This is a genomic window from Acidovorax sp. (assembly GCF_046314175.1).
Classification (GTDB): domain Bacteria; phylum Pseudomonadota; class Gammaproteobacteria; order Burkholderiales; family Burkholderiaceae_C; genus Acidovorax.
On record NZ_JBKBXG010000009.1, the window covers coordinates 42,347 to 68,246 of the forward strand.

At 63.8% G+C, this 25,900-nt stretch carries 22 protein-coding genes; 10 read left to right on the forward strand and 12 right to left on the reverse strand.

What is annotated here, in order from left to right:
- The first annotated feature begins 1 nt into the window (after position 1).
- The gene (locus ACK4OE_RS04075; RefSeq protein WP_409883226.1) at positions 2 to 631 is read left to right on the forward strand and encodes a TetR family transcriptional regulator; all 630 of its coding nucleotides are present in this window, start codon (positions 2 to 4) and stop codon (positions 629 to 631) included.
- Between the two features lie 77 nt (positions 632 to 708).
- Here ACK4OE_RS04075 and ACK4OE_RS04080 read toward each other — a convergent pair whose 3' ends face one another.
- Positions 709 to 1,626, reverse strand: a complete 918-nt coding sequence (locus ACK4OE_RS04080) for a LysR family transcriptional regulator (RefSeq protein ID WP_409883227.1) — start codon at positions 1,624 to 1,626, stop codon at positions 709 to 711.
- 98 nt (positions 1,627 to 1,724) lie between these two features.
- Here ACK4OE_RS04080 and bla point away from each other — a divergent pair, with 98 nt between their 5' ends.
- The gene (gene bla / locus ACK4OE_RS04085) at positions 1,725 to 2,639 is read left to right on the forward strand and encodes a class A beta-lactamase (protein ID WP_409883229.1); all 915 of its coding nucleotides are present in this window, start codon (positions 1,725 to 1,727) and stop codon (positions 2,637 to 2,639) included.
- 52 nt (positions 2,640 to 2,691) lie between these two features.
- On the opposite strand, the gene argA is transcribed toward bla, so the two are convergent.
- The 3 genes from argA to ACK4OE_RS04100 all read right to left on the reverse strand — a co-directional run bounded on the left by argA (position 2,692) and on the right by ACK4OE_RS04100 (position 6,456).
- Entirely contained in the window at positions 2,692 to 4,038 is a 1,347-nt protein-coding gene (gene argA / locus ACK4OE_RS04090; protein WP_409883230.1) for an amino-acid N-acetyltransferase, read from the reverse strand.
- A gap of 68 nt (positions 4,039 to 4,106) precedes the next feature.
- A complete protein-coding gene (locus tag ACK4OE_RS04095) occupies positions 4,107 to 6,209 on the reverse strand; it encodes an AAA family ATPase (protein WP_409883231.1) in 2,103 nt (700 codons plus the stop codon).
- Position 6,210: 1 nt separating this feature from the next.
- Positions 6,211 to 6,456, reverse strand: coding sequence for a hypothetical protein (locus ACK4OE_RS04100; protein ID WP_409883232.1), 246 nt, complete (start codon positions 6,454 to 6,456; stop codon positions 6,211 to 6,213).
- Positions 6,457 to 6,824: 368 nt separating this feature from the next.
- On the opposite strand from ACK4OE_RS04100, the gene hrpA reads away from it, so the two are divergent.
- Complete coding sequence (gene hrpA / locus ACK4OE_RS04105; RefSeq protein ID WP_409883234.1) at positions 6,825 to 10,961, forward strand: ATP-dependent RNA helicase HrpA; 4,137 nt, start codon at positions 6,825 to 6,827, stop codon at positions 10,959 to 10,961.
- 48 nt (positions 10,962 to 11,009) lie between these two features.
- Here hrpA and ACK4OE_RS04110 read toward each other — a convergent pair whose 3' ends face one another.
- Both ACK4OE_RS04110 and ACK4OE_RS04115 read right to left on the reverse strand, forming a co-directional pair.
- Positions 11,010 to 11,366, reverse strand: a complete 357-nt coding sequence (locus ACK4OE_RS04110) for a hypothetical protein (protein ID WP_409883273.1) — start codon at positions 11,364 to 11,366, stop codon at positions 11,010 to 11,012.
- Positions 11,306 to 11,998 (reverse strand): NAD(P)-dependent oxidoreductase, encoded by a 693-nt coding sequence (locus tag ACK4OE_RS04115; RefSeq protein ID WP_409883235.1) that lies wholly within the window; start codon positions 11,996 to 11,998, stop codon positions 11,306 to 11,308. Before ACK4OE_RS04115 ends, ACK4OE_RS04110 begins: the two co-directional genes overlap by 61 nt.
- A gap of 140 nt (positions 11,999 to 12,138) precedes the next feature.
- On the opposite strand from ACK4OE_RS04115, the gene ACK4OE_RS04120 reads away from it, so the two are divergent.
- Together ACK4OE_RS04120 and ACK4OE_RS04125 are read left to right on the forward strand one after the other, a co-directional pair.
- Entirely contained in the window at positions 12,139 to 13,221 is a 1,083-nt protein-coding gene (locus tag ACK4OE_RS04120; protein WP_409883236.1) for an AraC family transcriptional regulator, read from the forward strand.
- 24 nt (positions 13,222 to 13,245) lie between these two features.
- Positions 13,246 to 14,940, forward strand: coding sequence for a long-chain fatty acid--CoA ligase (locus ACK4OE_RS04125; protein WP_409883237.1), 1,695 nt, complete (start codon positions 13,246 to 13,248; stop codon positions 14,938 to 14,940).
- A 600-nt stretch (positions 14,941 to 15,540) separates the two neighbouring features.
- Here the strand turns inward: ACK4OE_RS04125 and ACK4OE_RS04130 are convergent.
- Complete coding sequence (locus ACK4OE_RS04130; RefSeq protein ID WP_409883238.1) at positions 15,541 to 15,918, reverse strand: phage head closure protein; 378 nt, start codon at positions 15,916 to 15,918, stop codon at positions 15,541 to 15,543.
- On the opposite strand from ACK4OE_RS04130, the gene ACK4OE_RS04135 reads away from it, so the two are divergent.
- The gene (locus ACK4OE_RS04135) at positions 15,836 to 16,573 is read left to right on the forward strand and encodes a hypothetical protein (RefSeq protein WP_409883274.1); all 738 of its coding nucleotides are present in this window, start codon (positions 15,836 to 15,838) and stop codon (positions 16,571 to 16,573) included. The genes ACK4OE_RS04130 and ACK4OE_RS04135 overlap by 83 nt on opposite strands.
- A gap of 274 nt (positions 16,574 to 16,847) precedes the next feature.
- Here ACK4OE_RS04135 and ACK4OE_RS04140 read toward each other — a convergent pair whose 3' ends face one another.
- The 3 genes from ACK4OE_RS04140 to ACK4OE_RS04150 all read right to left on the reverse strand — a co-directional run bounded on the left by ACK4OE_RS04140 (position 16,848) and on the right by ACK4OE_RS04150 (position 18,444).
- Positions 16,848 to 17,339 carry a hypothetical protein gene (locus ACK4OE_RS04140; protein ID WP_409883239.1) on the reverse strand — a complete coding sequence of 164 codons (492 nt, stop codon included), beginning with the start codon at positions 17,337 to 17,339 and terminating at the stop codon, positions 16,848 to 16,850.
- A gap of 113 nt (positions 17,340 to 17,452) precedes the next feature.
- Positions 17,453 to 18,073 carry a Mu-like prophage major head subunit gpT family protein gene (locus ACK4OE_RS04145; protein WP_409883240.1) on the reverse strand — a complete coding sequence of 207 codons (621 nt, stop codon included), beginning with the start codon at positions 18,071 to 18,073 and terminating at the stop codon, positions 17,453 to 17,455.
- A complete protein-coding gene (locus ACK4OE_RS04150) occupies positions 18,070 to 18,444 on the reverse strand; it encodes a PilZ domain-containing protein (RefSeq protein WP_409883241.1) in 375 nt (124 codons plus the stop codon). The genes ACK4OE_RS04145 and ACK4OE_RS04150 overlap by 4 nt, the downstream gene beginning before the upstream one ends.
- Before the next feature lie 206 nt (positions 18,445 to 18,650).
- Between ACK4OE_RS04150 and ACK4OE_RS04155 the strand changes: the two genes are divergently transcribed.
- The 4 genes from ACK4OE_RS04155 to ACK4OE_RS04170 all read left to right on the forward strand — a co-directional run bounded on the left by ACK4OE_RS04155 (position 18,651) and on the right by ACK4OE_RS04170 (position 23,915).
- Positions 18,651 to 21,548 carry an EAL domain-containing protein gene (locus ACK4OE_RS04155; RefSeq protein WP_409883242.1) on the forward strand — a complete coding sequence of 966 codons (2,898 nt, stop codon included), beginning with the start codon at positions 18,651 to 18,653 and terminating at the stop codon, positions 21,546 to 21,548.
- 266 nt (positions 21,549 to 21,814) lie between these two features.
- Complete coding sequence (locus tag ACK4OE_RS04160; RefSeq protein WP_409883243.1) at positions 21,815 to 22,330, forward strand: hypothetical protein; 516 nt, start codon at positions 21,815 to 21,817, stop codon at positions 22,328 to 22,330.
- 181 nt (positions 22,331 to 22,511) lie between these two features.
- The gene (locus ACK4OE_RS04165; protein ID WP_409883245.1) at positions 22,512 to 23,300 is read left to right on the forward strand and encodes a 2OG-Fe dioxygenase family protein; all 789 of its coding nucleotides are present in this window, start codon (positions 22,512 to 22,514) and stop codon (positions 23,298 to 23,300) included.
- 177 nt (positions 23,301 to 23,477) lie between these two features.
- Complete coding sequence (locus ACK4OE_RS04170) at positions 23,478 to 23,915, forward strand: universal stress protein (protein WP_409883246.1); 438 nt, start codon at positions 23,478 to 23,480, stop codon at positions 23,913 to 23,915.
- Positions 23,916 to 24,002: 87 nt separating this feature from the next.
- Here ACK4OE_RS04170 and msrA read toward each other — a convergent pair whose 3' ends face one another.
- Complete coding sequence (gene msrA, locus ACK4OE_RS04175; protein WP_409883271.1) at positions 24,003 to 24,677, reverse strand: peptide-methionine (S)-S-oxide reductase MsrA; 675 nt, start codon at positions 24,675 to 24,677, stop codon at positions 24,003 to 24,005.
- A 220-nt stretch (positions 24,678 to 24,897) separates the two neighbouring features.
- Positions 24,898 to 25,881, reverse strand: a complete 984-nt coding sequence (locus ACK4OE_RS04180; protein WP_409883247.1) for a tripartite tricarboxylate transporter substrate binding protein — start codon at positions 25,879 to 25,881, stop codon at positions 24,898 to 24,900.
- Between the last annotated feature and the right edge of the window lie 19 nt (positions 25,882 to 25,900).

The window sequence follows — 25,900 nt, forward strand, 5'->3', positions numbered from 1 at the left end:
CATGGCCCGCAGAACGCAGGAACAGGCGCAGGCCACCCGCCAGGGCATTCTGGACGCTGCGGTCCACGTGTTTTTGGAGCGCGGTTTTCAACCCAGCTCCATGCAGCATGTGGCCGACCGCGCAGGTGTGACGCGCGGCGCTGTCTACTGGCACTTTCGGGACCAGGCGGATGTGCTGGATGCCTTGCTGGACCAGACCCCGCTGCCCTGGCAGGTGCTCACGCCATTGCCCGAACCCTTGGCTGCCGATGCACCGGCAGCTTGGAGGCGTGATGCCCTGACCCAAATGGCGGTGGCGCCACTGCATTGGCTGGAGGGCTCAGAGCCCGCGCAGCGTGTGCTGCGCATAGTTGCGCAGTTGGACGCATTGGGCAACTCCACGCGGCTGGGCGTTCGGCTGGCAGGTGTTCGGCATGCAGGGCTGCAATGCCTGCAGATCGCGCTGCGGCAAGCGGCCGCCAACCATCCACCGGGCCCCCATGCTGCAGATGTTCCCGTGGCCGCATTGGGGGTTTTCGCCGTGGTGGACGGGCTCATGCACCAGTGGTTGAAGCAGCCCTCCGCATTTGGGCTGACGGCAGTGGGCACGCTGGCCGTGCAGTCGCTGCTTGCCGGGCTGCTGGAGCTTTGACTACTGCAGTTTTTTGCTATTAAAGTAGGAGCTATTGGCGCTTGTATATCAAGCGCTGGTGGCAATTTTGCTCAAAGTTATTCCCTCTTGAAATGCGCAGGCATCGGCACGGTGGCCGGGGCAGGTGGGAGCGGGGTGGCCTGCGCCTGTGCCAGCAGCCACTGCCCGAAGGCCTGCATGGCGGCTGACGGACTGCGCGACTGCAGGTGCGTGAGCCAGTAGGCGCCGCGATCGAGTTCCAGCGCAAAGGGCTGGACCAGCCGCCCTTGCTGGAGTTCGCGCGTGAACATCTTCACTGGCAGCAGTGCCATGCCCGCACCCTGTGCGGCTGCTTCGGCCAGCGTGAGGGACGAGTCGAACACCGCGCCACGCACCACGGGGCATGGCGCGCCTGCAGCCTCGAACCAAGCGGCCCATTCATCTGCACGGTAGCTGCGCAGCAGCGGTTGCCGCGCCAGGTCGGCGGCAGTGCGCAGGCCGTGCGCCAGGGCGGGCGTGCACATCACGGACATCGGCGCGTCCATGATGCGTTCGGCGTGGGTGCCGTGCCAGGCGCCGTCGCCAAAGCGGATCGCATAGTCCAGCCCTTCACCCGCCATGTCCACCCGGTTGTTGTGGGTGAGCAGACGCAGGTCCACAAACGGGCAGGCCTGCTGAAAGTCGCGCAGCCGGGGCAGCAGCCAGCCCACGGCAAAGGTGCCCACGGCGCCCACGGTCAGTACCTCGCGTGGGCGGGTGTCGCCCAGTTTTTCCAGGGCGCGCTCCAGGTTGGAGAACGATTCCGTCACCACCGGCAGCAGCGCTTGCCCCTCGTCCGTCAACGCCAGGCCACGCGGCAGGCGCCTGAAAAGCGGCTTGCCCAGGCGGTCTTCGAGCTTGCGGATGTGCTGGCTCACCGCAGTCTGCGTCACGTGCAGCTCCTCGGCCGCCCGCGTCAGGTTGAGGTGGCGCGCCGAGGCTTCGAACGCGCGCAAGGCATTGAGCGGGAGATGCATAAGTTTTTCTAAGGGCTGGCGGCAATTATTGTCGATGGTGCTTTGGGCTCAAGCTCCTTATCGTTCAGGCCTTGTCTTCACTTACCTCCCATTTTTTTATGCAAAGACGACAGTTTTCCTTGGGTTTGATGGCCGCTACCGCCATGCCGCTTTGGGGTTGTGCAGCTGCCAGCAACGCAGCCAATCGCGACGAGACCACCCGCGAATGGAACGACACCCTTGCCGCCATCGAGCGCACAGCCCAGGGCCGCCTGGGCGTGGCCATGCTTGACACGGGCTCGGGCCTGCAGTTGGGCTGGCGCCAGGACGAGCGCTTTGCCATGGCCAGCACCTTCAAGGCGGTGCTTGCGGGCTGGATGCTGGCGCTGGTGGACCAGGGCAAGGAGCGGCTGGATGCCCGGGTGCATTTCGCGAAGGCTGACGTGGTGGCGTATTCACCCGTCAGCGGCCCCCGCGCGGGCGATGGGGGCGGATTGACGGTGGGCGAGTTGTGCTCTGCCACCGTCAGTCTGAGCGACAACACCGCCGCCAACGTGCTGATGGCCCGCCATGGCGGGCCGGCCGGGTTCACCGCCTTTGTGCGGTCACTGGGCGATGGCGTCACGCGGCTGGACCGCACCGAGCCCACGTTGAACGAAGCCAAGGTAGGCGACCCGCGCGACACGACCACGCCGCTGGCGATGCTGCAGACCTTGCAAAAGCTCGTGCTGGGCGATGTGCTCACGCCCCCGTCACGCGCCTGGCTGCAGCGCTGGCTGGTGGAGACGAGCACGGGCGACAAGCGCCTGCGTGCTGGTGTGCCGGGCTGGAAGGTGGGGGATAAGACGGGCACCGCCAACAGTGGCACCTCCAACGACATCGGCGTTATGTGGCCTCCGGGCGGCGGCGCGCCGGTGCTGGTGACTAGCTATCTGACGCAGTCCACTGCCCGGCCCGAGCAGCGTGACGCGGCCATTGCGCAGGTGGCGCGCGCCATGGCCGCAGCGCGCGAAACGTTCAGAAGAGGTGAATGAACCCGGCGTGGCCGATCGGGCCGAGCGGGCATGGCGGGTTCGTTCCCCGCTCTCAGAGCTTCTTCACCAGCACCTGGCTGCGCCGGTCCCAGTTGTACTTGCGCTTGCGGGCGTCGGGCAGCCATTCAGGGTCCACCGGCTGAAAGCCGCGCTTGATGAACCAGTGCATGGTGCGCGTGGTCAGCACAAAGATACTATCCAGCCCGGCAGCGCGGGCGCGCTGCTCGATGCGCTTGAGCAGTTTTTCGCCGTCGCCCGTGCCCTGGCTTTGCGGCGACACGGTGACGGCGGCCATCTCGGCGGTCTTGGCTTCGGGGTACGGGTACAGCGCCGCGCAGCCAAAGATCACGCCGTCGTGTTCGATGATGGTGTAGGTGGCAATGTCGCGCTCGATCTCAGTGCGGTCGCGCTTGACCAGCGTGCCGTCCTTCTCGAACGGCTCGATCAGCTGCAGGATGCCACCCACGTCGTCGATGGTTGCTTCGCGCAGCTCTTCCAGTTTTTCGTCGATGACCATGGTGCCGATGCCGTCGTGTACATACACCTCCAGCAGCAGCGACCCGTCCACCGCAAACGGCAGGATGTGGCTGCGCTCCACGCCGGCCTTGCACGCCTTTACACAGTGCTGCAAATAAAACCCAGTGTCGGTGGGCGTCTGCGCCGTGGGCAGCGTGGCCAGCAGGGCCTGCGCGGCGGCCAGCGGCAGCTCGGTGTCGATGGGGTTGTCTTCGCTCTCCGGTTCTTCGGGCTTCATGCGGATGCCTTGCACCTCGCTCAAGAAGATCAGCTTGTCCGCGCGCATCTCAATGGCCACGCTGGTGGCCACTTCTTCCATGCTCAGGTTGAACGCCTCGCCCGTGGGCGAAAAACCAAACGGCGACAGTAGCACCAGCGCGCCCATGTCCAGCGTGCGCTGGATGCCCGCCACGTCCACCTTGCGTACCAGGCCCGAGTGCTGAAAGTCCACCCCGTCCACAATGCCCACCGGCCGCGCGGTCAAAAAGTTGCCTGAAATCACCCGCACCGTAGCACCCGCCATGGGCGTGTTGGGCAGGCCCTGGCTGAATGCGGCCTCGATCTCGTAGCGCAGCTGCCCAGCGGCTTCTTGCGCGCAGTCCAGCGCCACCGAGTCGGTGATGCGGATGCCGTGCGAATACTTGGCCGCGTGCCCTTTGGCCGCCAGCTGCTCGTTCACCTGCGGGCGAAAGCCATGCACCAGCACGATGCGCACCCCCATGGCCTGGATCAGCGCCAGGTCTTGCGCAATGTTGTGCAGCTTGCCCGCCGCAATGCCTTCACCCGTGAGCCCGATCACAAAAGTCTGGTTGCGGAATTTGTGGATATACGGCGCCACCGAGCGGAACCAGGGGACGAAGGTGAAATTGAAGACAGCGGACATGGAAGAGGACAGGTGTGGCAGTAGTGGCAATGTGTGAGGAGCGAATGATAAGTGTCCTTAGAGACAGGTCATTCCGCAGAGGCCTCAGCCGAAGCCCGTGCGCGAAACGCGCTGAGCTTGGCACCGAACGGCTCCAGTACCAGGCCTTCGTCCGGCAGCGTGCCAGCGGCACCCGAGGGGGCTGCCAGCGCAATGCCGCAGTCCTTGAGCAGCGCCACCATCTCCACCGGGGCAATGGTGCCGTGCTCCAGCAGGGCGTCCACCGTGCGGCCCAGGGCCTCGCGGTGGTCTTTCAGCAGCGTCTGCGCGCGCTGGTACTGCTGCTGCATCAGGGCCTCGATGGCCTCGTTGCTCGGGCCGATGTCGGTGTTGACATGGTTGTCCACCTCCATCGTGACGTCGGTGCGGGCCAGCCGCGCACCAAAGCCGTGGTGGCGAATGTAGCGCGCTGCCTCGGCCGTTACTTGCTTGAAGTCCTGCTCTGCGCCGGTGGTGCAGGCCATTTCGCCAAACACCAGTTCCTCGGCCACGCGGCCGGCCAGGCCGACACACATCATGTCCAGCGCGTTCTGTCGCGTGGTGGCTTTGAGGCTGGAAAAGCTGTTGTACCCGCCCTCGAACGACGCGATGTTGATCTTCACCTCTTGCGGGGCATGACCAAAGAGCGCGCAGTACACCAGACCGTGTCCCGCCTCGTGCACCGCCAGCAGCGCGCGAAAGTCTGCATTGGCCCGTTGCTTGAGGCGGTTCAGCTCCAGCGTTACGGGGAACATGGCCTGCGCTGCGCGTTCTGGCCCTTGGCCCGACACCAGCAGATGGCGCTTGTCGGGTGCCAGGTGGATGGCGAAATCTTGTTCCAGTGAAAGCTGCTCCTGCATCACCCACAGCGCAGCGTTGACCAGGTTGGCGCTCAGGATGGCGTGTACCGACGAGAACAGTGGCCGGGTGCCTTGGGCAGGGAAGACCGCGTTGGCATACAGCTCGTCCAGCACGTCCTGCCCAATGGCAAACCGCACGCCGCACTGCGCAGCAATGTCGTCCACATAGCGTGTGCACAGGTTGCGGATGAGATGCTCGTACGTCGCCTTGCTGAACGACGGGTAGACCACATGCTCGTTGCCCAGCCGCGCAATCTGTTCGGGCTTGAAGCGCTCGCCCAGCGCCTTCTTCACGTCGATGAGCGACAACTTGCGCGTCAGGCGGTGAAAGATGTCGGCGTCGGTGTCGCAGTCTTCCACGCGCTGCGCGGTCTCGTGGTACATCTCGTCGAGGTTGCCGCAGACAAACACCAGCAGCTTGCTGTAGTCGGTCTCCCACGCATGGCTTGACTGCTGAAAGCTGGAGAACAGCGCCTGCACCTTGGTGGGCGGCCACTGCATGATGGCCGAGAGCGGGTCTTGCAACTTGAGCATGCGCTTGAGTTCTTGCGCGTCCCACGCGTCCAGTTGAAAGCGGTAGGGCTTCTTGCCCGCGCGGTCGTCGTCGTTGTCTTCCGCACGCTCGGCCTCGTAGTGCGCGTCGGCCAGCTTGCGTTCAATGTTGGACAGCGCGCTGAGCGCGGGCGGCAGGCGCCCGTCGGACAACAGCGTCCACACATCCTGGTAGCGCTCCACCTTCACGTCAGCGCCCTTGGTGTCCATGGTGCGAAAGCGCTGAAACTCGTCCAGCACCAGGACGCCCGGCGCGCCCTCGTGGATGCCGGAGTCGCCCAGCATGCCGGAGATAGACGAGCTGCGGTAGCTGGCACCGTGGCTGAAGCCGTCCATCTGTACTTCGACAAAACGGTCGTAGTAGCCCAGCAACTGCGCCAGGCGCCGCGTGAGCTGCGTTTTGCCCGTGCCCGTCAGGCCCCACAGGCAGACGATGACCGGCCGGGTGATGAGCTGCGGCAGCACATACCAGGCGCGGATGGCGTCGATCACGCGGTCGATCACGTCGTCAATGCCAAATAGCTCGGCTTTTAGTTGCTGCGCAGTGGCGGTCAATGCCTGCTGGCGCTGGGCCAGCTCGGCACTGCTGGCTAGCGCCGTGGTGGGCCCTGCCGCCTGGGCACGTACCGGCGCCGGGTTTGGGGTTGCTGGCAGCAGTGGCCCACCGGCCAGCACCGGGGGCAGGGTGGGATGCCGCGGGTGGGGCGAGTGGGGCGGCAATGGGTTGTTGAATGGATTCATGTCAATCGTTCGAAAAAGGGTTTTGGATCGCCTTGCGCAGGGCGACGTTGTCCGCACGGCGCTGCGCCCCACGGGTTCGGATGTGCTTGCCTGCCGCACTCGACAGGCTGCGCTGGGCCAGCGCGGCGGCCACAGGGTTTCGGGGCGGGCCCGAGGCTTCGAGCTGCAAGACCAGGGGCGCTTTCATGCGACGCAGCTTTTTAAGCTCCCCCTGGGCGTAGGCCCGAGACAATTTTTTGGCACTCATGGTGTGCACGTACTCCACAAACAAAAAACCCCGGCAATAGAGCCAGGGCTTGCGGAGCGCGTGAAACGGTGCGCGGGTGCATTTGCCATGGCTGAACTGTGTGTACACAGTCCAGCCGGGGCGGTGGACTGTGGTCAGACGGGTGCGGTGTAAAAGGCAGACATGTCGGGGGACCTCCAGGGTTCGTTCGGGCCGCGCGCCAGGGGTGGCGCTGTGGGCAGGCTTGCGAAGAATGGCCGCGATTTTGGCGGCCCTTGTGGGCTTTGGCAACGAAAAGCGCTGAAAACGCCGCAAACGCCGAAAAATGTCGCACCAAAAGCACAGATGTGGCGCATGGGGCAGGGTGCCGCTACCGATAATGCGGGCCTATGTCTTCTTCTGATCCGCGTTTGCCTGAGTCTTCCCGCGTCCCTGTTCCAGCACCAGTACCTGCACCTGCCGCACCGCCAGCGCCGCTGCGCATCACGTTCCCCGAGTCACTGCCTGTGTCGGGCAAGCGTGACGAGATCATGGAGGCCATCAGCAAGCACCAGGTCATCATCGTGTGTGGTGAAACGGGGTCGGGCAAGACCACGCAGCTGCCCAAGATCGCGCTGGCGCTGGGCCGAGGCAAATGCAACGCCAAGCCAGGTCAAAAAGGCCAGCTCATCGGCCATACCCAGCCGCGCCGCATTGCGGCCAGCAGCGTGGCCAAGCGCATTGCTGAAGAGCTGAACACGCCGCTGGGTGATGTCGTGGGCTTCAAGGTGCGGTTCCAGGACCGCTTGTCGCGCGATGCCTCCGTCAAGCTCATGACCGACGGCATCTTGCTGGCCGAGACGCAGACCGACCCGCTGCTCAAAAACTACGACACCATCATCATTGACGAGGCGCACGAACGCAGCCTCAACATCGACTTTCTGCTGGGTTACATCCGCCAGCTCCTGCCGCGCCGGCCAGACCTCAAAGTCATCGTCACGTCCGCCACGATTGATGCGGACCGGTTTGCCAAGCACTTTGAGTCGGCCAAGGGCCCGGCCCCGGTCATCATGGTGTCGGGCCGCACCTTTCCGGTGGAGCAGCGCTACCGCCCGTTTGAAGAGAGCCGCGACTACGGCCTGAACGAGGCCATTGCCGATGGTGTGGACGAGCTGTGGCAAGGCAATGCGGCCGGTGACATCCTGGTCTTTTTGCCCGGCGAGCGGGAGATCCGCGAGGCCGCCGACCACCTGCGCAAACACCTGTCGCACCAGCCCGTGATGCGCAACGCCGAGGTGCTGCCGCTGTTCGCACGCCTGTCGCAGGCCGAGCAAGACCGAATTTTTGACGGCCACACAGGCCGACGCATTGTGCTGGCCACCAACGTGGCCGAAACCTCGCTCACCGTGCCGGGCGTCCGATACGTCATTGACGCAGGCACGGCGCGCGTCAAGCGCTATAGTTTTAGAAGCAAGGTGGAGCAGCTGCTGGTCGAGCCCGTCAGCCAGGCCGCCGCCAACCAGCGTGCTGGCCGCTGCGGCCGGGTGGCCAACGGCATCTGCATTCGCCTGTATGACGAGGCCGGTTTCAATGGCCGCCCCCGTTTTACCGACCCCGAAATCCTGCGGTCATCGCTGGCAGGCGTCATCCTGCGCATGAAGTCGCTGCATCTGGGCGACGTGACGCAGTTCCCCTTCATCGAGGCGCCTTCGGGCCGCGCAATTGCCGACGGCTACCAGCTGCTGGCCGAATTGGGCGCGGTGGATGACGCCAACGAGCTGACCCCCATGGGGGTGGAGCTTTCGCGCCTGCCGCTGGACCCGCGCGTGGGCCGCATGATCATCGAGGCGCGCGACCGCAAGGCGCTCGATGAAGTGCTGGTGATTGCCAGTGCCCTGAGCGTGCAGGACGTGCGCGACCGCCCCATGGAGGCGCAGCAGCAGGCAGACCAGGCGCACGCCAAGTTCGATGACGACAAGAGCGAGTTCAGCGGCTACCTCAAGCTGTGGATGTGGATCAACGAAGCGCGGGGCGGAGCGCCCAGCCTGCCATCGGCCCGTGCCCAGAAGGCGATGGCCGCGCAGAAGGCGCCTTCGCAGGCCTTCTTGCCGGTGGCGCAGCGCAGTGGTGGGGGCAGTCCTGTCGCGGCGCCTGCTGCAGTCGCCGCCGTCCCCGCTGCGACTCACAAGCTCAGCAACCGCCAATACGAGCAGCTGCTGCGCCAGAACTTCATCAGCATCCGCCGCCTGCGCGAGTGGCGCGACATCCACACCCAGCTGCTCACGGTGGTGACCGAGCACAAGTGGCAGATCAACACCCAGCCCGCCAGCTACGAGCAGCTGCACCTGTCGATGCTGGCCGGTTTGCTGGGCAACGTGGGCGCCAAGAGCGACGAGGAAGATTGGTACCTGGGCGCGCGCGGCATCAAGTTCTACAAGCACCCCGGCGCGCATCTGAACAAAAAGCCCGGCCGCTGGATCGTGGCGTCCGAACTGGTGGAAACCACGCGCCTGTTTGGCCGGGGCATTGCAGCCATTGAGCCGCAGTGGCTCGAACAGATCGGTGGGCACGTGCTGCGCAAGCAACTGCTCGACCCGCATTGGGAGAAGAAGTCTGCCGAGGTGGTGGCCCTGGAGCGCGCCACGCTCTACGGCATCGTGGTCTACAACAACCGCCGTGTGAACTTCGGCAAGGTAGACCCGCACGCTGCGCGCGAGGTGTTCATCCGCGAGGCGCTGGTGGGCGGCAACTGGGAGACCAAGCTGCCGTTTTTGGCCGCCAACCAGAAGCTCATCGCCAAGGTCGAAGAGCTGGAACACAAGTCGCGCCGCCAGGACGTGCTGGTGGATGACGAGCTGATTTACGCCTTCTACGACCAGCAACTGCCGCCCGAGGTGTGCAGCGGCCACAGCTTTGAGGCGTGGTACCGGGACGAATCCAAAAAACAACCCGAGCTTCTCAAGCTCACCCGCGACGAGCTGATGCGCCACGAGGCCGCAGGCATCACCACCAACGCGTTTCCCAAAACCGTGCGACTGGGCGGTGTGGACTGCGCCGCCAGCTACCTGCACGAACCTGGCGATGTACGCGACGGCATCACCGTGACCATCCCGCTCTTCGTGCTCAACCAGGTGAGCGACGAACGCTGCGAATGGCTGGTTCCCGGCATGCTCAAGGACAAGATCCAGGCCCTGCTCAAAAGCCTGCACCAGCGCCCGCGCAGCCGCTTTGTGCCGCTGCCCGAATCCGCCAAGCGGCTGGCCGAGCTGCTGGGCACGCCCGAGCGTTTTGGCACCGGCAGCCTGACGGACGTGCTGCTCAAGCAAGTGCGCGACGAAACATCGCTGTACGTGAAGCGCGCGGACTTCAAACTGGACATGCTCAGCCCCCACCTGTTCATGAACTTCCGCGTGGTCGATGAACACGGTCGTCAACTGGGCCACGGCCGCAACCTGGGCTCCCTCAAGGCCGAGTGGGGCGCCAAAGCGCGCGGTGCCTTCCAGGCGCTGGCGGGGCTCAAGCTCGGTGGCGGGGCGGCAGAGGGTGAAAAAAATGAGTCAAATGTGCCTCCAGCGTTTGATGGTAAAGCGCTACCAGCTACTAAATCAGGAGTAAAGGGGGCAACACCCGCCGCCGCGAAACCTGCGAGCTTTACCCCATCGGCCCCCGCAGGCCAGCGCTACACCACCTGGACGTTTGGCGAGTTGCCCGAGCTGATGGAGATCAAAAAGGCCGGCCAGACGCTGATCGGCTTCCCCGCGCTCATCGACGGCGGCGACGCCGTCACCATCGAGGTCTTCGACGAGCCCGAAGTCGCTGCCGCCAAACACCGAGCAGGCCTGCGCCGCCTGTTTGCGCTGCAGATCAAGGACGCGCTCAAGTACCTCGAAAAAAACATCCCCGACCTGCAGAAGATGGCCGTGGCCTACATGCAGGTGGGCCGCAACGCCGACGGAACCGGCGGTGGCACCCAGGAAGAGCTGCGCGCCCAAATCATTGATGTGGCGCTGGACCGGGCCTTTTTGCTCGACCCACTGCCCACCGACGAATTCGCCTTCAAACGCCGCATGGACGAGGGCCGGGGCCGCCTCACGCTGATCGCGAACGAAGTGGCGCGGCTTGCCAGCACTATCCTGCTCGAATACGCCGTGGCCGCCCGCAAGATCAAGGACACCAAAAACGCCCCGGAGGCCACACAAGACGCCCAGCAGCAGCTGGCCCGTCTCATGCCCAAAAACTTCATCGCCGTGGCCCCGTGGACGCAACTGGCCCACTACGCCCGCTACCTCAAGGCCATCACCCTGCGCCTGGACAAATACCGCGCCGACCCCGCCCGCGACGCCGCCAAGCTGGCCGAGCTGCGCCCGCAAGAGCAACGCTACTGGCGCCTGGTGGCCGAGCGCAAGGGCGCCGTGGACGCGCGCATGCAGGAGCTGCGCTGGCTGCTGGAGGAACTGCGCGTGAGCTTCTTCGCGCAGGAGCTGCGCACGCCACAGCCGGTGAGCGTGAAGCGGCTCGATAAGTTGTGGGCGCAGATTCAGAGTTGAATGGATCAGATCTGAGCGGCGCAGGGTGGGCGCTCGCCAATCGTCACATCACTCTTCAACCACCTCACCCAGGTCACCTGCAATCAACTTGAACTGCACCAAGGCAGCCTGCAGGTCTTCCACAATCTCCAAGGCAATCACACCCGGTGCGGGCAGGTTGTCACTGTCGGCCAATGAGTCGTCTTTCAGCGAGAAGATGTGCAGGCTGGTCATCCTTGGCCAGCAGCGACGCCCAGCGTATTCAGCGGGCACGATGCTGGGTTGGTTGTACGGCGATTGCGAACGTTCGTCGGCCATCTTCAGGAACAGCAGGTCCGTGAGCTGCTCCACATAGTCGCCATAGCTCAGCGCAAAGCGCCTTGGGGAAGAGTGGCTTTCTGGGGTCTCGCCGATAGCGCTACGCATGCTTGTTGGTGCTCCCGGTTCAGCGCCGCATCCGCCAGAAAGTCGCCAACCTGGCGGCGGGAGACCTTCATGCCCTCGATGTTGCCTGATGGCGAGGCATGGGCTGGAGTTGTGGTCGCCTCATCCGTCAGGTTGACGGGTTGGGCAAGCACCCATTCAAGCCCGCTTGCGCGCACGATGGCTTCCTGCCGCTCGGTGTCCGCTATCTGGGGCTTTAGCAGCAGCGCAAACACCAGCCGATACAGCCAGGGCAGTCGGTCGCGCGTGGCGCCTACTCCGTAGCTGCTCTGCACGACCAGGCGGCGCACGCCGTGGCGGCGCATGGCATCGACCACGTTGCGGGTGCCTTGTGACCGGACGTCCATGGTTGTGCTGGAACTGCCCAGCAGGCGCACTTGCAGGGCGCTTTCGCGGATGCCGAGCGCCACCACCACGGCGTCGTGCCCCTGCACGGCCTGGTCTACGTCGGCAGTGCGTGTCGCGTCGCCAGCCAGCAGCTTGAGTTTGCCTGGCAGACCGCCCAGCGCCTGGGGCTGTCGCGCAAACGCAGTGACTTCGCAACCCCGTGCCAGCAAGGTTTGGGTGACGGCCAGACCGGAGCCGCCGGTGGCTCCTACAACAAGAACTTTCATGGGTGTGCTCCAAAAGGGCGGTGAACAGAACCCCCACTGTGCTGGCGTATCTGCAAGGTGTTAATGCCGGTTTGTTGCCTTCTCTTGACCCATCGTCCAGAAAACGGGACAGATTGCACAAAGTAAGGCAGAGTGGCGCGATGACCGAGAAGACCGCAACACCGGTGCCCACCCAACTGCCGAATTCGGCGGACCCCTTGGGTGAAGCCTTGCACTACCTGCGCATGCGCAGTGTTTTCTATTGCCACTCCGAGCTGACCGCGCCGTGGGGCGCGCACCTGCCGCCGATGCCGGACTGCCTGATGTTTCACCTGGTCACTGAAGGCTGCTGCTGGCTGGACGCCCGCAGCGACCACAGCGGAGGCGAGGGTGGCCGTTGGTTGCTGCCGGGAGACTTTGCCCTGGTGCCACACGGCCAGGGCCATGAGTTGCGCAGCGCCCCTGGCGTGCCTGCGCCCAACCTGTTCGATCTGCTCCGCGAAAGTGTGAGCGAGCACTACGAAATCCTTCGCACCGGCGGAGGCGGGGAGGGTACGCGAATCATCTGCGGCGCGGTGCAGTTTGACCACCCGGCAGCGCGGCATCTGGTGTCGGTGCTTCCGCCAGTCATCCGCATCACGGCCAGTGCGCTACAGCCTGGCGGCTGGTTGCCTGGCCTGCTGCAACTGATGGCCGATGAAGCGCGGCAGATGCGCGCAGGCGGCGAGGCCGTCATCACGCGGCTGGCGGACATTGTGGTGATTCAGGCAATCCGCCACTGGGTGCAGCACGACCAGACGGCGCAAACCGGATGGCTGGGGGCACTGAAGGACCCGCGCCTGGGCCGGGCCATGGCCCTGATGCACCAAGACCCTGCGCGGGGCTGGACAGTGGCTGCATTGGCGCAGGCGGCGGCCATGTCGCGGTCGGCCTTTGCCCAGCGGTTTACCGAAAGGGTGGGCACGCCGGTGCTGGAATACCTGACCCAGTGGCGCATGCACCTGGCACAGGCCTGGTTGCATCAGGGCCAAGGGGTTTCCGAGGTGGCGGCCCGGGTGGGTTACCAGTCGGACGCGGCGTTTTGCCGCGCCTACCGGCGCGCGTTGGGAACCACGCCCGGTGCTGCACGCCGCGGTCGGCCACTGGAGGGCCCTCCGACTGCCGCGCAAGCCCATGGAGCCGCGTCACCTGCGCGACCCGGCATCAGTGGCATCCCCAATGCCGCCAGCACGCGGGGCCTCTAGGCTGTTGGCATAAAGGAACCATCCATGCGCGCTCACTTCAAGTTCTGGCCCCCACGTTTACCCAAGTCCATCACCCTGCCATCCACGTCCCTGTGGGACAACCTGGCCATCAGCGCTCGCCGCTACCCGGACAAGACCGCGCTGGTGTTCTTTGGCCGCACGCTGACGTACGGGCAGTTGATGCAAGGTGCAGAGCGCATGGCGGCACGGCTGGTGGCGCTGGGCGTGCAGCGTGGCGACCGCGTGGTGCTGTGCATGCAGAACTGCCCGCAACTGGTGATGGCGCACTTTGCCATCCTGCGAGCCAACGCGGTGGTGGTGCCCGTCAACCCCATGAACCGGGCGGAAGAGCTCAAGCACTACTTCACCGACCCCGATACCAAGGTGGCCTTCACCACGGGCGACCTGGCCGCTGAGCTGGCCAAGGCCAGCAATGCGTTGCCACAGGCCGAACGCCTGGCGCATCTGGTCGTCACGCAATTCACGGATGCTTTTGACGCTGGCGTGACGGGTATCGACGCGCCGCCCGAGGCCTGGTCAGAATGGCTGGGCACGCGCCACCCGCTGCCCAGCCTGGAGGGCGGACAGACCCATGCGTGGACAGACGCGCTGGCCTGCACCGATGCGCCGCCTGAGCTGGTGGTGGGCCCGAACGACCTGGCCCTGCTGCCCTACACCAGCGGTACCACCGGTCTGCCCAAGGGGTGCATGCATCTGCACAAAAGCATCATGCACAACGCGGTGGCCAGCGGCCTGTGGGGCAATGGGTCGGCCGACAACGTCACGCTGGCGGTGGTGCCGATGTTCCACATCACTGGCATGGTGAGTGTGATGCACACGTCGATCTACTGCGGCGCCACGCTGGTGATCATGCCGCGATGGGACCGGGATCTGGCGGGTCGCCTCATTTCGCGCTACAGGGTTACGACCTGGACCAACATCCCGACCATGGTCATCGACTTGCTCGGCAGCCCGAACTTTGCAAGCTATGACCTCTCTAGCTTGGCCTACATCGGCGGCGGTGGCGCGGCCATGCCGCAGGCGGTGGCGCAGCGCCTGCTGGAGCAATATGGCCTGCGGTATGCAGAGGGCTATGGCCTGACCGAAACCGCCGCGCCATCCCATTCCAACCCGCCCGACCACCCCAAGCAGCAATGCCTGGGCATTCCGTTCATGAGCACTGACGCGCGCGTGATCGACCCCGACACGCTGCAGGAGCTGCCCGTGGGCGAGCAGGGTGAGATCATCATCCACGGCCCCGAGGTGTTCGACGGCTACTGGAAGCGGCCTGACGCCACTGCCAGTGCGTTCATCGAATTCGAGGGCAAGCGGTTTTTCCGATCCGGTGACCTGGGGCGGGTGGACGAGGACGGCTACTTCTTTTTGACGGACCGCCTGAAGCGAATGATCAATGCCAGCGGCTTCAAGGTCTGGCCTGCAGAGGTCGAAGCGCTGATGTTCCGCCACCCCGCCATCCAGGAGGCCTGCATCATCGCCGCCAAGGACAGCTATCGGGGCGAGACGGTGAAGGCGGTGGTAGTGCTGCGCTCCACACACAAGGACATCACGACCGAGCAGGACATCATCGACTGGTGCCGCGAGAACATGGCGGTGTACAAAGTGCCGCGCATCGTGCAGTTTGCGGCGGCGCTGCCCAAGAGCGGCAGTGGCAAGGTGATGTGGCGGGCGCTGCAGGAGGTCGAGGCGCAGATTCAGTAAAGATTTTTAGCTATGTGATCAATAGCCTGTTGATGCCATTTCTTGTTTGTACGGAATTTGTACGAAAAACAACACTAGAAGCTTAGTCATGCTTTGGCGGTTCGATCCCAAGGAAGTGAAGTCGATAGATCTTCGGAATGCTGCAGCAGGCGATATCGTGTGCCCGTTGCGTTCTGCGGCGCCGCCGGTTCTTTGGCTGCGACTGGCTGGAGATGAGCGCACGCAGCCAATTTTGTATTTGTAGGGCCCTAGTGCGTTGAAGGTTTGGCAGGTGCAGTCTCAGCAGAATCTGCCAACGTTACTGATTGCCAAGGGCGCAAGCCTTCGACTAGAGATCGCGGGTCAACGAGGGGTCAACCAGCGGGAAGGCAGGCCGGGCGAGCTTGTTTCTACCGATGATGCAGCCTACTTTGTTGCGCTACTGGATAGCCGTGGGTTCCCCGAGGAATGCTACATATCGCTTGCAGACTGGAGCAACAGTGCTCCGCACCAGGTGACCCCGGTTAACGCTTCTTTCTCAGCATGGCGCCTCGTTCTGGTTCGCTCGCCAGAAGATCGTGACGTGCTCTTCTCAAACGGCGATTAGTCGAGCTAAGCCTTTTAGCGCGGCAACATTTGCCGGCCTCCTAGGAATCCACTGCCTTGCACACCAGCTTGAGGTGGTCTGAGCGCACGTCCCACTAGGCTCTCGATGCCGTAAGTGGTGCCGTTGTGGATCACGCGGTCCTGCGCGGTCATCCATGGGCGAAACCGCATCCTGATTCTCGCCGTCACCTCAACCACGGCAGCTTGCGCGGCCAGGTACTCCCAGCCCGCTGGCGGCCTCAACACGCGCAACGAGTTCTTTTTCCACCGCACTCTCGCGAGTAGACTTTTGCGAGGAGGGAGTGGGCATATGCAAATTGCAAAGTGGGGGTGGCGTGACTGGGCCGCGATGGTGGTGTGCGGTTTGCTGGTTCTAGCCGCATTGGTGGCCATCTGGCCGGGGTGGGGTAAGGCGTGGCCTTGGCTCGGTGAAAACTCCAGCAACATCGCGAGCTGGGTTCAAGCCTTCGGATCCATCGCCGCCATTGCGGCGGGTTTTGGAATTGCCAACTACCAACTGAGGATGCAGCGCAGCGAGAACTTGGCGGCAGAGGCGGCACGTATCAAAACGGCTCGCGTTACATCACTCTTGCTCTTCGGTGCCATGCTTGATGGGTGCATGCGTCACATGGCGGTGGTGAGAGGCTCTGTGGAGGAGGAGTGCAAATCGCTGTCTGTAGCTGAACTCGAAATGCTCGCAGCTTTTGTTCGGCGAACGATCGATACTTTCGACAGCACGCCGGGAAATGCTCTACCAGGCGCTGGTGCACTTTTCATCGTGAGCTCTTTGCGCCTCGGCCTCGCTCCGCTCCTGCACAATTTGCAGCAAGCGCGGGAAGATGCCGGACAGTCGGAATCGAAGGGTGCGCCCCCCGCGGTTCTGAAGCTCATTTCCGATTTGGCGCAAGCCGTCTTGTCTACGGCCGCCGCAGGGGATCGTTGGGTCGAACAGCATATCAATCAGTTGGACGTCGATAGCGAATATCAGAAAGCGAAAGATGAACTCCGATCTGCACGGCAGATGTTGCATGCTGTTCACAAGGACTAGTCCTTCCGTACTGGTCAGTCTCAAAACCCGCAGCCGCCAGCGGCATGTCGGGCGCCCATTGGCGCTCAAGGTTTGGGAGTGTGCGACTGCGTGATGACCTCGCGCCACGGTGCTACCAGACAATCGGCAATCAAATCAAGTTCCAAGCGCGACAAGCCCAGCATTCATGCGGGCCGGTGAACACCTTGCCATCCCTAGACCATGTGATTCAGCCGTATTCGACTTTAGGGCGCAGGTTTTGCGACATGCAATTGAGCAGCGTCTATCACCGACCTCAGGCGCTCTGCCGCTTTCGTGGCCTCGGTTGCTGCCGCATGTTCGTCAATAAGGTGCCCTTGAGCATGAATAGAGACCAGTTGCTGCCGAAGACCTCTGACAGTCGCGAGTAATGAGGCATAAGCCCCACCGGGAGGCCTGTACGCGAAGATCTGCTCGCTGCTCCTGATGTACTCAAATTCATCAATAAAACGGAGATAACCCTTCTCTGCTCATCAAACGCGTCCCGCCAGTCAGCCTCTTCACCTGTATCGGGATGGGCGAAGCTCGACGCATTGAGCGCATTGGCCATTTCAAGGAGAGAACTGTGAGCCTCTTCCAGCCTTCCGATGTCGCGACTCAGCAGAAATTTGGCAAACTCTGAGCGCTCGGCTTCTTGGCGCCTCACAGTCCAAACAGCAGCAACTGCCGCCGCCCCTGCGCCTATGCCACCCACCCAAGTGCCGATTGCGCTCCAACCCATGTACCAGCAGCTGATCTCGTTCAACATCGTCCATCCCTATTGGGTCGTTGTTTATAGCAAAAGCCCCGCTGAGTGAGCCATACTAGGCTGGTGCACGCCACGCACCTAAGAGTTTGTTGCCGCGTGCTCTCGAGGTTTGTCTATTCGGGCCACTCGCCGAGTAACGCCCAGGGGCGGGCGTTGTGGTGCTTACTCGACGGGTTCTTGTAGAGACCGCGCCAGTCGATGACACCCGCGCCCAGGTCAAGCTGGCCCTTGTATTCCATCGTGTCGCGCGTCCAGCCTTCCTGCTGGGCGATAAATGGGCGTGCCTCACCTTCCAGGTACACACGGACAATGCCCTCGATCTGCTTGGGATCGGCGGAGAGATACCAAGAAGTTTCGCGGTCCGCGTCCAATCGGGGGTCACATACCAGCGTGAGGCGGCGCACCCATTCCAGGTTGTCCGTGTTGTTAGCCTTGGCAGGATCCACAGTGGAGTTCAGCAACTGCTCGGCTTTCGTCTCCATTGCCACCGGCACGATGAGATAGCGCGGTTGCGGATCGATGAACTCCCCCGCCAGGCACTTTTGTTTGCGCATGGCAGCGCGCGCCGTGCCGAGCGTGTCGATGGAAAGTGCGCCGCCTGCAGCTGCAAGGTTCCCGTGGTTGGCATGGAAGTAGCGCCAGCAGCCCAGGGCGTCTTCTTGGGCGACCTCGGCCTCTCCGCAGGCCATGCAAAAAGGGCTCTCATCGACAGCCCTTTTTGCATGAGCGGTCATTGTGGCGACGCCGCCATCGTCAACTCTGCCAAATCCCGCTCCAGCAGGGCCGGGTCGCCCAGTTGCAGTTCAATCAGCCGACGCAGGTGCGTCACGCTGTCCAAGTCGATTCCGCGGCACAGCAGGCCGGTGTGCAGGCCCTCCACGTGCGCCACTTCGGTGGACATGGCAATGTGGTTGCCGGTTTCTGCCAGGGGAATGGTGATCTGGCACAGCATTCCGGCCACCAGGTCTGACTGCGCGGGGGCCATGACCAGTGCGCCCTTCAGTGACAGGTCCAGCACATGCACACTGAACGCATCGGTGGCGGTGGTCAGCAGGGCGGGGGCATCAAAGCTGACGCGGACGAAGTGGCGGCGTTCATGGGGCATCGCTGTCTCCTGGGCGAAGCGGGTGGTTGGCCGATGCTACTCCAACCCATCCCTCAGTCCCATAGGTACATGTTGCCTTTGGATATTTTTGCAACCTTTCGTTAATATGGGTCTTCCGTCACCTGTGGGGTCCTGTAGTGAATCCTGGCGTGTACTGGTTGGGTCGTTGGTCAGTGGGTCGGCTACGTTGGGCTGCGTGGTTGCCCATGCTGCTTGCCTGTGCCAGCGCCCTGGGCGTACCCCGCGAGGTGCGGGTAGGGGTTTACTCCAACGAGCCCAAGGTGTTTGTGGACAGCAGTGGCAAGGCCTCTGGCATCTTTATTGACCTGTTGCAGGAAGTGGCGGCGCGTGAGCAGTGGACGCTGAAGTTTGTACCCTGCACCTGGCAGGACTGTCTGGATGCCTTGCGCGCCGGTCAGATCGACCTGATGCCCGATGTTGCCCGCACGCCGGAGCGTGAAGCGCTGTACGACTTTCACAATGTGCCGGTGCTGCACAGCTGGTCGCAGATCTACCGCTCGCCGGGCAGTGCCATCCATTCGCTGTTTGACCTGCAGGGCAAGCGCGTGGCGGTGCTGCGAGGCTCAGTGCAGCGCACCACCTTTGTCAACATGCTGGACAGCTTTGGTATCCAGGCCTCGCTGGTGGATGCGGCCAGCTTGATGGACGCGTTTGCGCTGGTGCAGCGGGGCGAGGCGGATGCAGTGATCTCTAACCACCTGTTTGGCAACTTTCATTCGGCGCGGTATGGCGTGGCCGATTCGGGCATTGTGTTTCAGCCTGCTACGTTGTTTTATGTGACGGGTACCGGGCGCAATGCCGACGTGCTGGCAGCCATAGATCGGTCGGTGAAAGACTGGCGCAGCGGGACTGACCCGGCATACGCCCGCATCCTGCGGCACTGGGGCGGGCAGGACACGGCCAAGTTGCCTGTGGTGCTGTGGTGGGGCCTGGGTGGGCTGGCGGTGTTCAGCCTGCTGGCGGCGCTGATGGTGGTGTTTCTGCGCCGCCAGGTGCAAGAGCGCACCCGCCACCTGCAGGCCAGCGAACAAAAGCTGGCGACCATTTTGGACAGCGTGGGCGCGTTCATCTACATCAAGGGCAAGGACTACCGCTACCAGTACGCCAACCAGCAAACGATGCAGCTATTTGGCTGCGAGGGCCAGGACGTGGTGGGGCTGGAGGACTCGGCGTTTTTTGATGCGGCAACCACTGCGCGACTGCGCGCCAATGACCGGCGGGTGATTGAAGGCGGCGAGACGTTGGAGGCCGAGGAGGTGAACACCCAGCAGGGTGGGGGCGAAGTGCGGGCTTATCTGTCCGTCAAGATTCCGCTGCGCAACCCGGACGGCAGCATTCATGCGCTGTGCGGCATCAGCACCGACATCACCGAGCGCCGCCGGGCTGAAGAGTCGCTGCAGATTGCGGCCACGGTTTTTGAGTCGTCCGAAGGCATGATAGTGACCGGGCCCGATCAGCGCATCCTGAAGGCCAACCAGGCCTTTGCACGGCTGACCGGATACACGGTGGAAGAGCTGGTGGGGCTGACGCCCAGACAGCTGTACTCGGATCGGCACGACGCGCAGTTTTACGCCGCGCTGCAAAGCACGCTGCGCACCCAGGGCGTGTGGCAGGGCGAGGTGTGGAGCCGCCGCAAGGACGGGCAGGAATACCCCGCGTGGATCACCATGACTGCGGTGCAGTCTGCGGATGGCGACATTACCCACTACGTGGGCACGCAGACCGACATCTCCAGCCGCAAGGCCGCCGAAGAAGAGATCCGGGTGCTGGCGTTCTACGACCCGCTCACCGGCCTGCCCAACCGCCGCCTGATGACCGACCGGCTGCAACACAGCCTGGCAGCCACCGAGCGCTCGGGCGCCGGGGGCGCGCTGCTGTTTGTGGATCTGGACAACTTCAAGGACCTGAACGACACACAGGGCCATGAGATTGGCGACCAATTGCTGCGGCAGGTGGCCGCGCGGTTGGGCGGCTGCGTGCGAACAAGCGACACGGTGGCACGGCTGGGCGGCGATGAGTTTGTGCTGCTGCTCGAAGGACTTAGCCCGGTCCCGCACGAGGCAGCGGCGCAGGCCGAAAACGTAGGCCGCACTGTGTTGCAGGCACTCAGTCAAAGCTATCTGCTGGACGGCCATGCGCACCATACGTCGTGCAGCATTGGGGTGGCCCTGTTTGCCGATGCGCTGGGCTCGGTGGACGAACTGCTCAAGCGCGGTGACCTGGCCATGTACCAGGCCAAGGGGGCTGGGCGCAACACGCTGCGCTTTTTTGACCCGCGTACGCAGGCTGCCGTGACCACGCGCACGGCCATGGAGTCGGGCCTGCGCGAGGCCTTGCGCGATGGCCAGTTCCTGCTGCACTACCAGGCACAGATCAGCCAGCAGCACGGCATGGTGGGGGCCGAGGCGCTGGTGCGCTGGCAGCATCCGCTGCGCGGGCTGGTGTCGCCCGCCGAGTTCATCCCGGTGGCCGAGGCATCGGGTCTCATCGTGCCGCTGGGTGCGTGGATTTTGCGCACTGCGTGCCTGCAACTGGTGGAGTGGTCGCACAACCCGCTGACCGCGCACTGGACGCTGGCCGTGAACGTGAGCGCCCGGCAGTTTCGCCACAGCGACTTTGTGGACGAGGTGCTGGGCGTGCTGGACGAGACCGGCGCCAACCCCCGCCGCCTGAAGCTGGAGCTGACCGAAACCCTGCTGCTGGACGATGTGGAAGACACCATCGAGCGCATGACCACCTTGCGTGCGCTGGGGCTGGGTTTCTCTCTGGACGACTTTGGCACGGGTTATTCCAGCCTGAGCTACCTCAAGCGCTTGCCGCTGGACCAGCTCAAGATCGACCAGGGTTTTGTGCGTGACCTGCTTACCGATGCCAACGACGCCACCATTGCCCGCACCATCGTCACGCTGGCCGAAAGCCTGGACTTGGGCGTGATTGCCGAGGGCGTGGAAACCGAGGCCCAGCGCGACATGCTGGCAAGCCTGGGCTGCAACACCTGGCAGGGCTACCTGTTTGGGCGGCCGGGGCCTGCCAGCGCATTGCTGTTGGTGGCGGCGACCGCTGCGGCGGCAGCTACGGATTGATACCCCAGCACAGCGGATATTCAAAAAAAGTACTCCTTTTTTGATAGCTGTTGGCGCTTTATTTATAAGCGCTATAGGCCAATTTGTCTCATATTTTGGTTGGACTGCATTGCGGCGAGCCTGGCTGCCGTTTCGTCGTCATTTGCTTACATCTTTCACGTGCCAGAAGGAATACCGTGGACGTGGGCTTGTTACAAACGAAGGCCTGTCCACAGGCGGTGTACGTCTCTGTATTCCACCTGCGGCAAATCACGAGGAGCTTCACTATGAAAAAAACCACCACTTCCACCATCCGCCTTTTACTGTCTGGCGCTGTTGCGGCTTTGGCGCTGCTGACTGCAGGCGGTGCCCAGGCGCAAGGCTATGTCAACGCCACTGTGGGCGGCGAACTGGCCCCCGGCGTCTACGGCCGCATCAACATCGGCAATGCAATGCCACCGCCCCCAGTCATCTACACCGAGCCCGTCATCATCCAGCGCCCCGCTGTGGTCGTGCCCCGCTCGCCCATCTATCTGTATGTGCCACCGGGCCATGCCAAAAACTGGGGCAAACATTGCCACCGCTACAACGCGTGTGCACAGCCGGTCTACTTTGTGCAAGAACCGCCCCCACGCCGCGGCCCGCCCCACCGTGGGCACCAAGGCCGTGACGACCGCCGTTGGGACAATGACCAGCGCCATGGCGGCAAGCACAACCGTGACCGCGACCATGACCGCGGCGGCCGGGGTGACGGGCGTGGGGATGGGCGCGGCGAGGGACATGGCCAAGGTCACCGCAACTGACCTACTTTGCTGATCTTTGCTTGAAAGGCGCGACCTCCATCGCGCCTTTTTTTGTGGTCCCCTTGCGCTGCGTACCTCTCAGTTACGTACCTCTCGGCTGGGTACAAAGCCACGTTGTATCGGGCACCCCTTGCGGGGGGTGCACCGACACGCCGACGCCAGCGGTTAAGCTCGGGATCTTATGGCCCAAGTCACTTTTTCTCCTCCGTTCACCCCTCCACCCGCTGTTGCCAGCCAGTTGCGCCAGGCCGGATACGCCGTGTTGTCGCCTGCCGATGTGGCGCAGTGGATTGGCTGCGATCTGGCCGACCTGATGGCACTCAATGGCGACTGGGCGACCTTGCCGCCGGACGACTTTTTGAAGGATGGTGGCCGCTACCGTCGCCGCCGCCACGCGTGTTTTGTGGTGCAGGGCGGGCAGGTGCAGCAGGTGCCGCACCGCGCGCACTGGCAGCCCGTGGAATACAACGCACTGCACGGCGGCATGGAGCGCTGGTTTGCACCCATGGAGCCCACCACCATTGCCAAACCCGCGTGGCAGCGATTGCTGGCTGCGCTGGCAGGCGTCTCGCAAGACGTGTTTGCAGCCGGTGCAGCCGCCGTCGCTGATGCGCCCTGGTTTGTGGAGGCCCACCAGTTCCGCATTGACACCACCGACGGCATTGGCCGCCCGACACCCGAGGGCGCGCACCGCGACGGTGTCGACCTGGTTGCGGTGTTCTTGGTGGGGCGCGACGGCGTAAAGGGCGGCGAAACCCGCGTGTTCGAGGCCAACGGCCCCAGCGGCCAGCGCTTTACGCTGACCGAGCCGTGGTCGCTGCTGCTGCTGGACGACGCACGCATGATCCACGAATCCACACCCATCCAGCCTTTGACCGAAGGCGGCTACCGCGACACGCTGGTGGTCACCTGCCGGCGCGGCAATTTTCAGGGTGCCGATGTGGTGGGTGCGGCACCCGCAGGCGCCTGAACGTTTTTTCGCAGCGCCCTCGGCGTGTCAAGCAAGCCCGGACGCTGCGCCGGGTGAGTGACTGCCCGGGATTTGATGCGGATCAAGATGCAGGGTATGGTGGGCGTTCACACTGGCGTCATCGAAAGAAGATCGGGTCACAAGCCCGGTTCACCATTCAACCCAAGGAGAAGCACTATGTTCAAGCACATTCTGGTCCCCGTCGATGGTTCCAAGACCTCGATGCTGGCAGTATCCAAAGCCGCAGCGCTGGCCAAGACCTTTGGCAGCGCCGTGACCGCGGTGTATGTGATCGACCCCTATCCCTTCACCGGCGTGGGAGCCGACTTTGCCTATGGCCAAGCGCAGTACATCAGCGCCGCCACGTCCGAGGCCAACACCGCACTGGAGTCCACCAAGAAGGCCATGGCCGAAGCAGGCGTGGAAGTGACGGCCCTGGTGGGCGAAGGCCATGCCGTGCACGACGGCATCCTGCGCGCGCTGGAGAGCACGGGCGCCGACCTCATCGTGATGGGATCACACGGCCGGCGGGGCCTTGAAAAGCTGGTGCTGGGCAGTGTCACGCAGCGCGTGCTGGGAGTGGTGCATATCCCCGTGCTGGTGGTGCGCGACTAAGCCCTGTGCTCAAAGGCGGGCAATCGCGGCCCGCAACAAAAACGGCTCCTTGCGGAGCCGTTTCTCATGGCGGGTTGGTACACCGGTTTATCGCGAAACCTGCCCGGCAACCAGCACGGGCGCCTCGCGAAAGCGATCAGGCAGCAGCGTCTGAAGCTGCGTGATCTTGGGGCGGTCGTAGGTCGCGATGTAGATGGAATGCGGGTTGCGCGTGGCGTAGTCCTGGTGCTCGTCTTCGGCCGGGTAAAAATTGCTCAGCGGTGCCAGGGTGGTGGCAATCTTGAGCGGCAGCAGCTGGGTAGCGTCGAGCTGCGCGATGTATTGCTGGGCAACCCGTTGCTCATCGGGCGTGGAGTAAAAAATGGCAGACCGGTATTGCGGCCCGTAGTCGGGCCCCTGGCGGTCAATTTCGGTGGGGTCGTGCGCCACCGAAAAGAAGATCTGTAGCAGTTGCCCGTAGCTCACCACCGTGGGGTCGTAGGTGATGGAAACGGCTTCCGCATGGCCTGTTTTGCCGGAGCTGACCTGCGGGTAGCTGGCGGTTTCTTTGCTGCCGCCTGCATAGCCCGACACGGCGTTGAGTACGCCCTGGGTGTGCTGGAAGACCGCCTGCACGCCCCAGAAGCAGCCTCCTGCAAACACTGCGGTGGCCGTTGCCGGGGGGCTGCTGCCTGCGGCTGCCATGTCCACCACCGGGGGCGGCAGCGCAACGGCAGGCCTCGCGCCGGATGTGGCACCGGCATACAGCAACGCGGCCAGCATGCCCGCGCCCACCAGCACCAGCAATTTCGAGCCGTAGTTGGCGTTGGGTTTGGGGGGATGCGCGGCGCTTGACGCCTTGCTTGACGGGGCAGCAGCACCGCCGTGGCGGTGCGCGCTTTTGTGGGGAGTTTGAGGCACGGCTATAGGCTCCTGAGCCATGGCCTGCACCCCGGGTGAAAGCCATGACCGGCCAGAGGCGCTGGCCGCGCGTCAAATGACCTTACTCGATCTTGGCGCCAGAGGCTTCCACAATGCCTTTCCACTGCACGTATTCCTTCTTGAGCAGCGCGCCGAACTGGGTGGGCGACAGGGCCTCGGGCTCGGCGCCCTGGGCCTGAATGGCGGCCTTCATGTCGGGCGTGGCCAACAGCTTGTTGACTTCGGTGTTGATGGCGGTGACCACGGCCGCAGGCGTACCGGCGGGGGCGAACACGCCATACCAGGTGCTGACGTCAAAGTCCTTGTAGCCAGACTCGCCCACGGTGGGCACATCGGCCAGCGACGAGCTGCGCTTGGCCGACGTCACCGCCAGCGGGCGCAGCTTGCCTGCCTTGATCTGGCCCATGGCCGAAGGCAACGACGACACCAGCAGGTCCACATTGCCTGCCAGCGCATCCATCAGCGCAGGGTTCGATCCCTTGTACGGGATGTGGCTGAGCTTGACGCCTGCCGCCTGCTCGAACAGGTGGCCCGCCAGGTGAATGGACGTGCCGTTGCCGGGAGATCCGTAGGTGATGGTGCCGGGCGCGGCCTTGGCGGCAGCCACCACGTCGGCCAGCGTCTTGTATTTGGAGTTGACGCTGGTGGCGATGACCACGGGCGTCCATGCGACGTGCGCCACGGCAGTCAGGTCCTTGGTGGGGTCCCAAGCCAGGTTTTTGTAGAGCCACGGGCCGATCACCAGGTTGTCCTTCTGGCCCATTACCAGGTCATAGCCTGTGGGCGCGGCTTTGACGGCCTCGCCAATGCCGATGGTGCCGCCAGCGCCTGCCTTGTTGTCGGCTACCACCGTCCACTTGGCGCTTTCGGTGAGTTTGGTGGCCACCAGTCGCGACAGGATGTCGGTGCCGCCGCCGGGCGGGAAGGGCACGATCAGGCGGATGGGTTTGGTGGGGTAGGCAGCGGCCGGTGCGGGTGCCTGGGCGTGTGCGGTGGTGCCCACGGCAAAAGCGAGCGCGGTGAAAGAAAGCAGGGTGCGAATCATGGTGAGGGTTGTCTCCGTC

Excerpts from the sequence above, each read along its gene's own strand:
- ACK4OE_RS04075 (WP_409883226.1), top strand. The coding sequence starts at position 2 with ATGGCCCGCAGAACGCAGGAACAGGCGCAGGCCACCCGCCAGGGCATT.
- ACK4OE_RS04080 (WP_409883227.1), bottom strand. The coding sequence starts at position 1,626 with ATGCATCTCCCGCTCAATGCCTTGCGCGCGTTCGAAGCCTCGGCGCGC.
- bla (WP_409883229.1), top strand. The coding sequence starts at position 1,725 with ATGCAAAGACGACAGTTTTCCTTGGGTTTGATGGCCGCTACCGCCATG.
- argA (WP_409883230.1), bottom strand. The coding sequence starts at position 4,038 with ATGTCCGCTGTCTTCAATTTCACCTTCGTCCCCTGGTTCCGCTCGGTG.
- ACK4OE_RS04095 (WP_409883231.1), bottom strand. The coding sequence starts at position 6,209 with ATGAATCCATTCAACAACCCATTGCCGCCCCACTCGCCCCACCCGCGG.
- ACK4OE_RS04100 (WP_409883232.1), bottom strand. The coding sequence starts at position 6,456 with ATGAGTGCCAAAAAATTGTCTCGGGCCTACGCCCAGGGGGAGCTTAAA.
- hrpA (WP_409883234.1), top strand. The coding sequence starts at position 6,825 with ATGTCTTCTTCTGATCCGCGTTTGCCTGAGTCTTCCCGCGTCCCTGTT.
- ACK4OE_RS04110 (WP_409883273.1), bottom strand. The coding sequence starts at position 11,366 with ATGCGTAGCGCTATCGGCGAGACCCCAGAAAGCCACTCTTCCCCAAGG.
- ACK4OE_RS04115 (WP_409883235.1), bottom strand. The coding sequence starts at position 11,998 with ATGAAAGTTCTTGTTGTAGGAGCCACCGGCGGCTCCGGTCTGGCCGTC.
- ACK4OE_RS04120 (WP_409883236.1), top strand. The coding sequence starts at position 12,139 with ATGACCGAGAAGACCGCAACACCGGTGCCCACCCAACTGCCGAATTCG.
- ACK4OE_RS04125 (WP_409883237.1), top strand. The coding sequence starts at position 13,246 with ATGCGCGCTCACTTCAAGTTCTGGCCCCCACGTTTACCCAAGTCCATC.
- ACK4OE_RS04135 (WP_409883274.1), top strand. The coding sequence starts at position 15,836 with ATGCAAATTGCAAAGTGGGGGTGGCGTGACTGGGCCGCGATGGTGGTG.
- ACK4OE_RS04130 (WP_409883238.1), bottom strand. The coding sequence starts at position 15,918 with ATGGCCACCAATGCGGCTAGAACCAGCAAACCGCACACCACCATCGCG.
- ACK4OE_RS04140 (WP_409883239.1), bottom strand. The coding sequence starts at position 17,339 with ATGTTGAACGAGATCAGCTGCTGGTACATGGGTTGGAGCGCAATCGGC.
- ACK4OE_RS04145 (WP_409883240.1), bottom strand. The coding sequence starts at position 18,073 with ATGACCGCTCATGCAAAAAGGGCTGTCGATGAGAGCCCTTTTTGCATG.
- ACK4OE_RS04150 (WP_409883241.1), bottom strand. The coding sequence starts at position 18,444 with ATGCCCCATGAACGCCGCCACTTCGTCCGCGTCAGCTTTGATGCCCCC.
- ACK4OE_RS04155 (WP_409883242.1), top strand. The coding sequence starts at position 18,651 with ATGCTGCTTGCCTGTGCCAGCGCCCTGGGCGTACCCCGCGAGGTGCGG.
- ACK4OE_RS04160 (WP_409883243.1), top strand. The coding sequence starts at position 21,815 with ATGAAAAAAACCACCACTTCCACCATCCGCCTTTTACTGTCTGGCGCT.
- ACK4OE_RS04165 (WP_409883245.1), top strand. The coding sequence starts at position 22,512 with ATGGCCCAAGTCACTTTTTCTCCTCCGTTCACCCCTCCACCCGCTGTT.
- ACK4OE_RS04170 (WP_409883246.1), top strand. The coding sequence starts at position 23,478 with ATGTTCAAGCACATTCTGGTCCCCGTCGATGGTTCCAAGACCTCGATG.
- msrA (WP_409883271.1), bottom strand. The coding sequence starts at position 24,677 with ATGCTGGCCGCGTTGCTGTATGCCGGTGCCACATCCGGCGCGAGGCCT.
- ACK4OE_RS04180 (WP_409883247.1), bottom strand. The coding sequence starts at position 25,881 with ATGATTCGCACCCTGCTTTCTTTCACCGCGCTCGCTTTTGCCGTGGGC.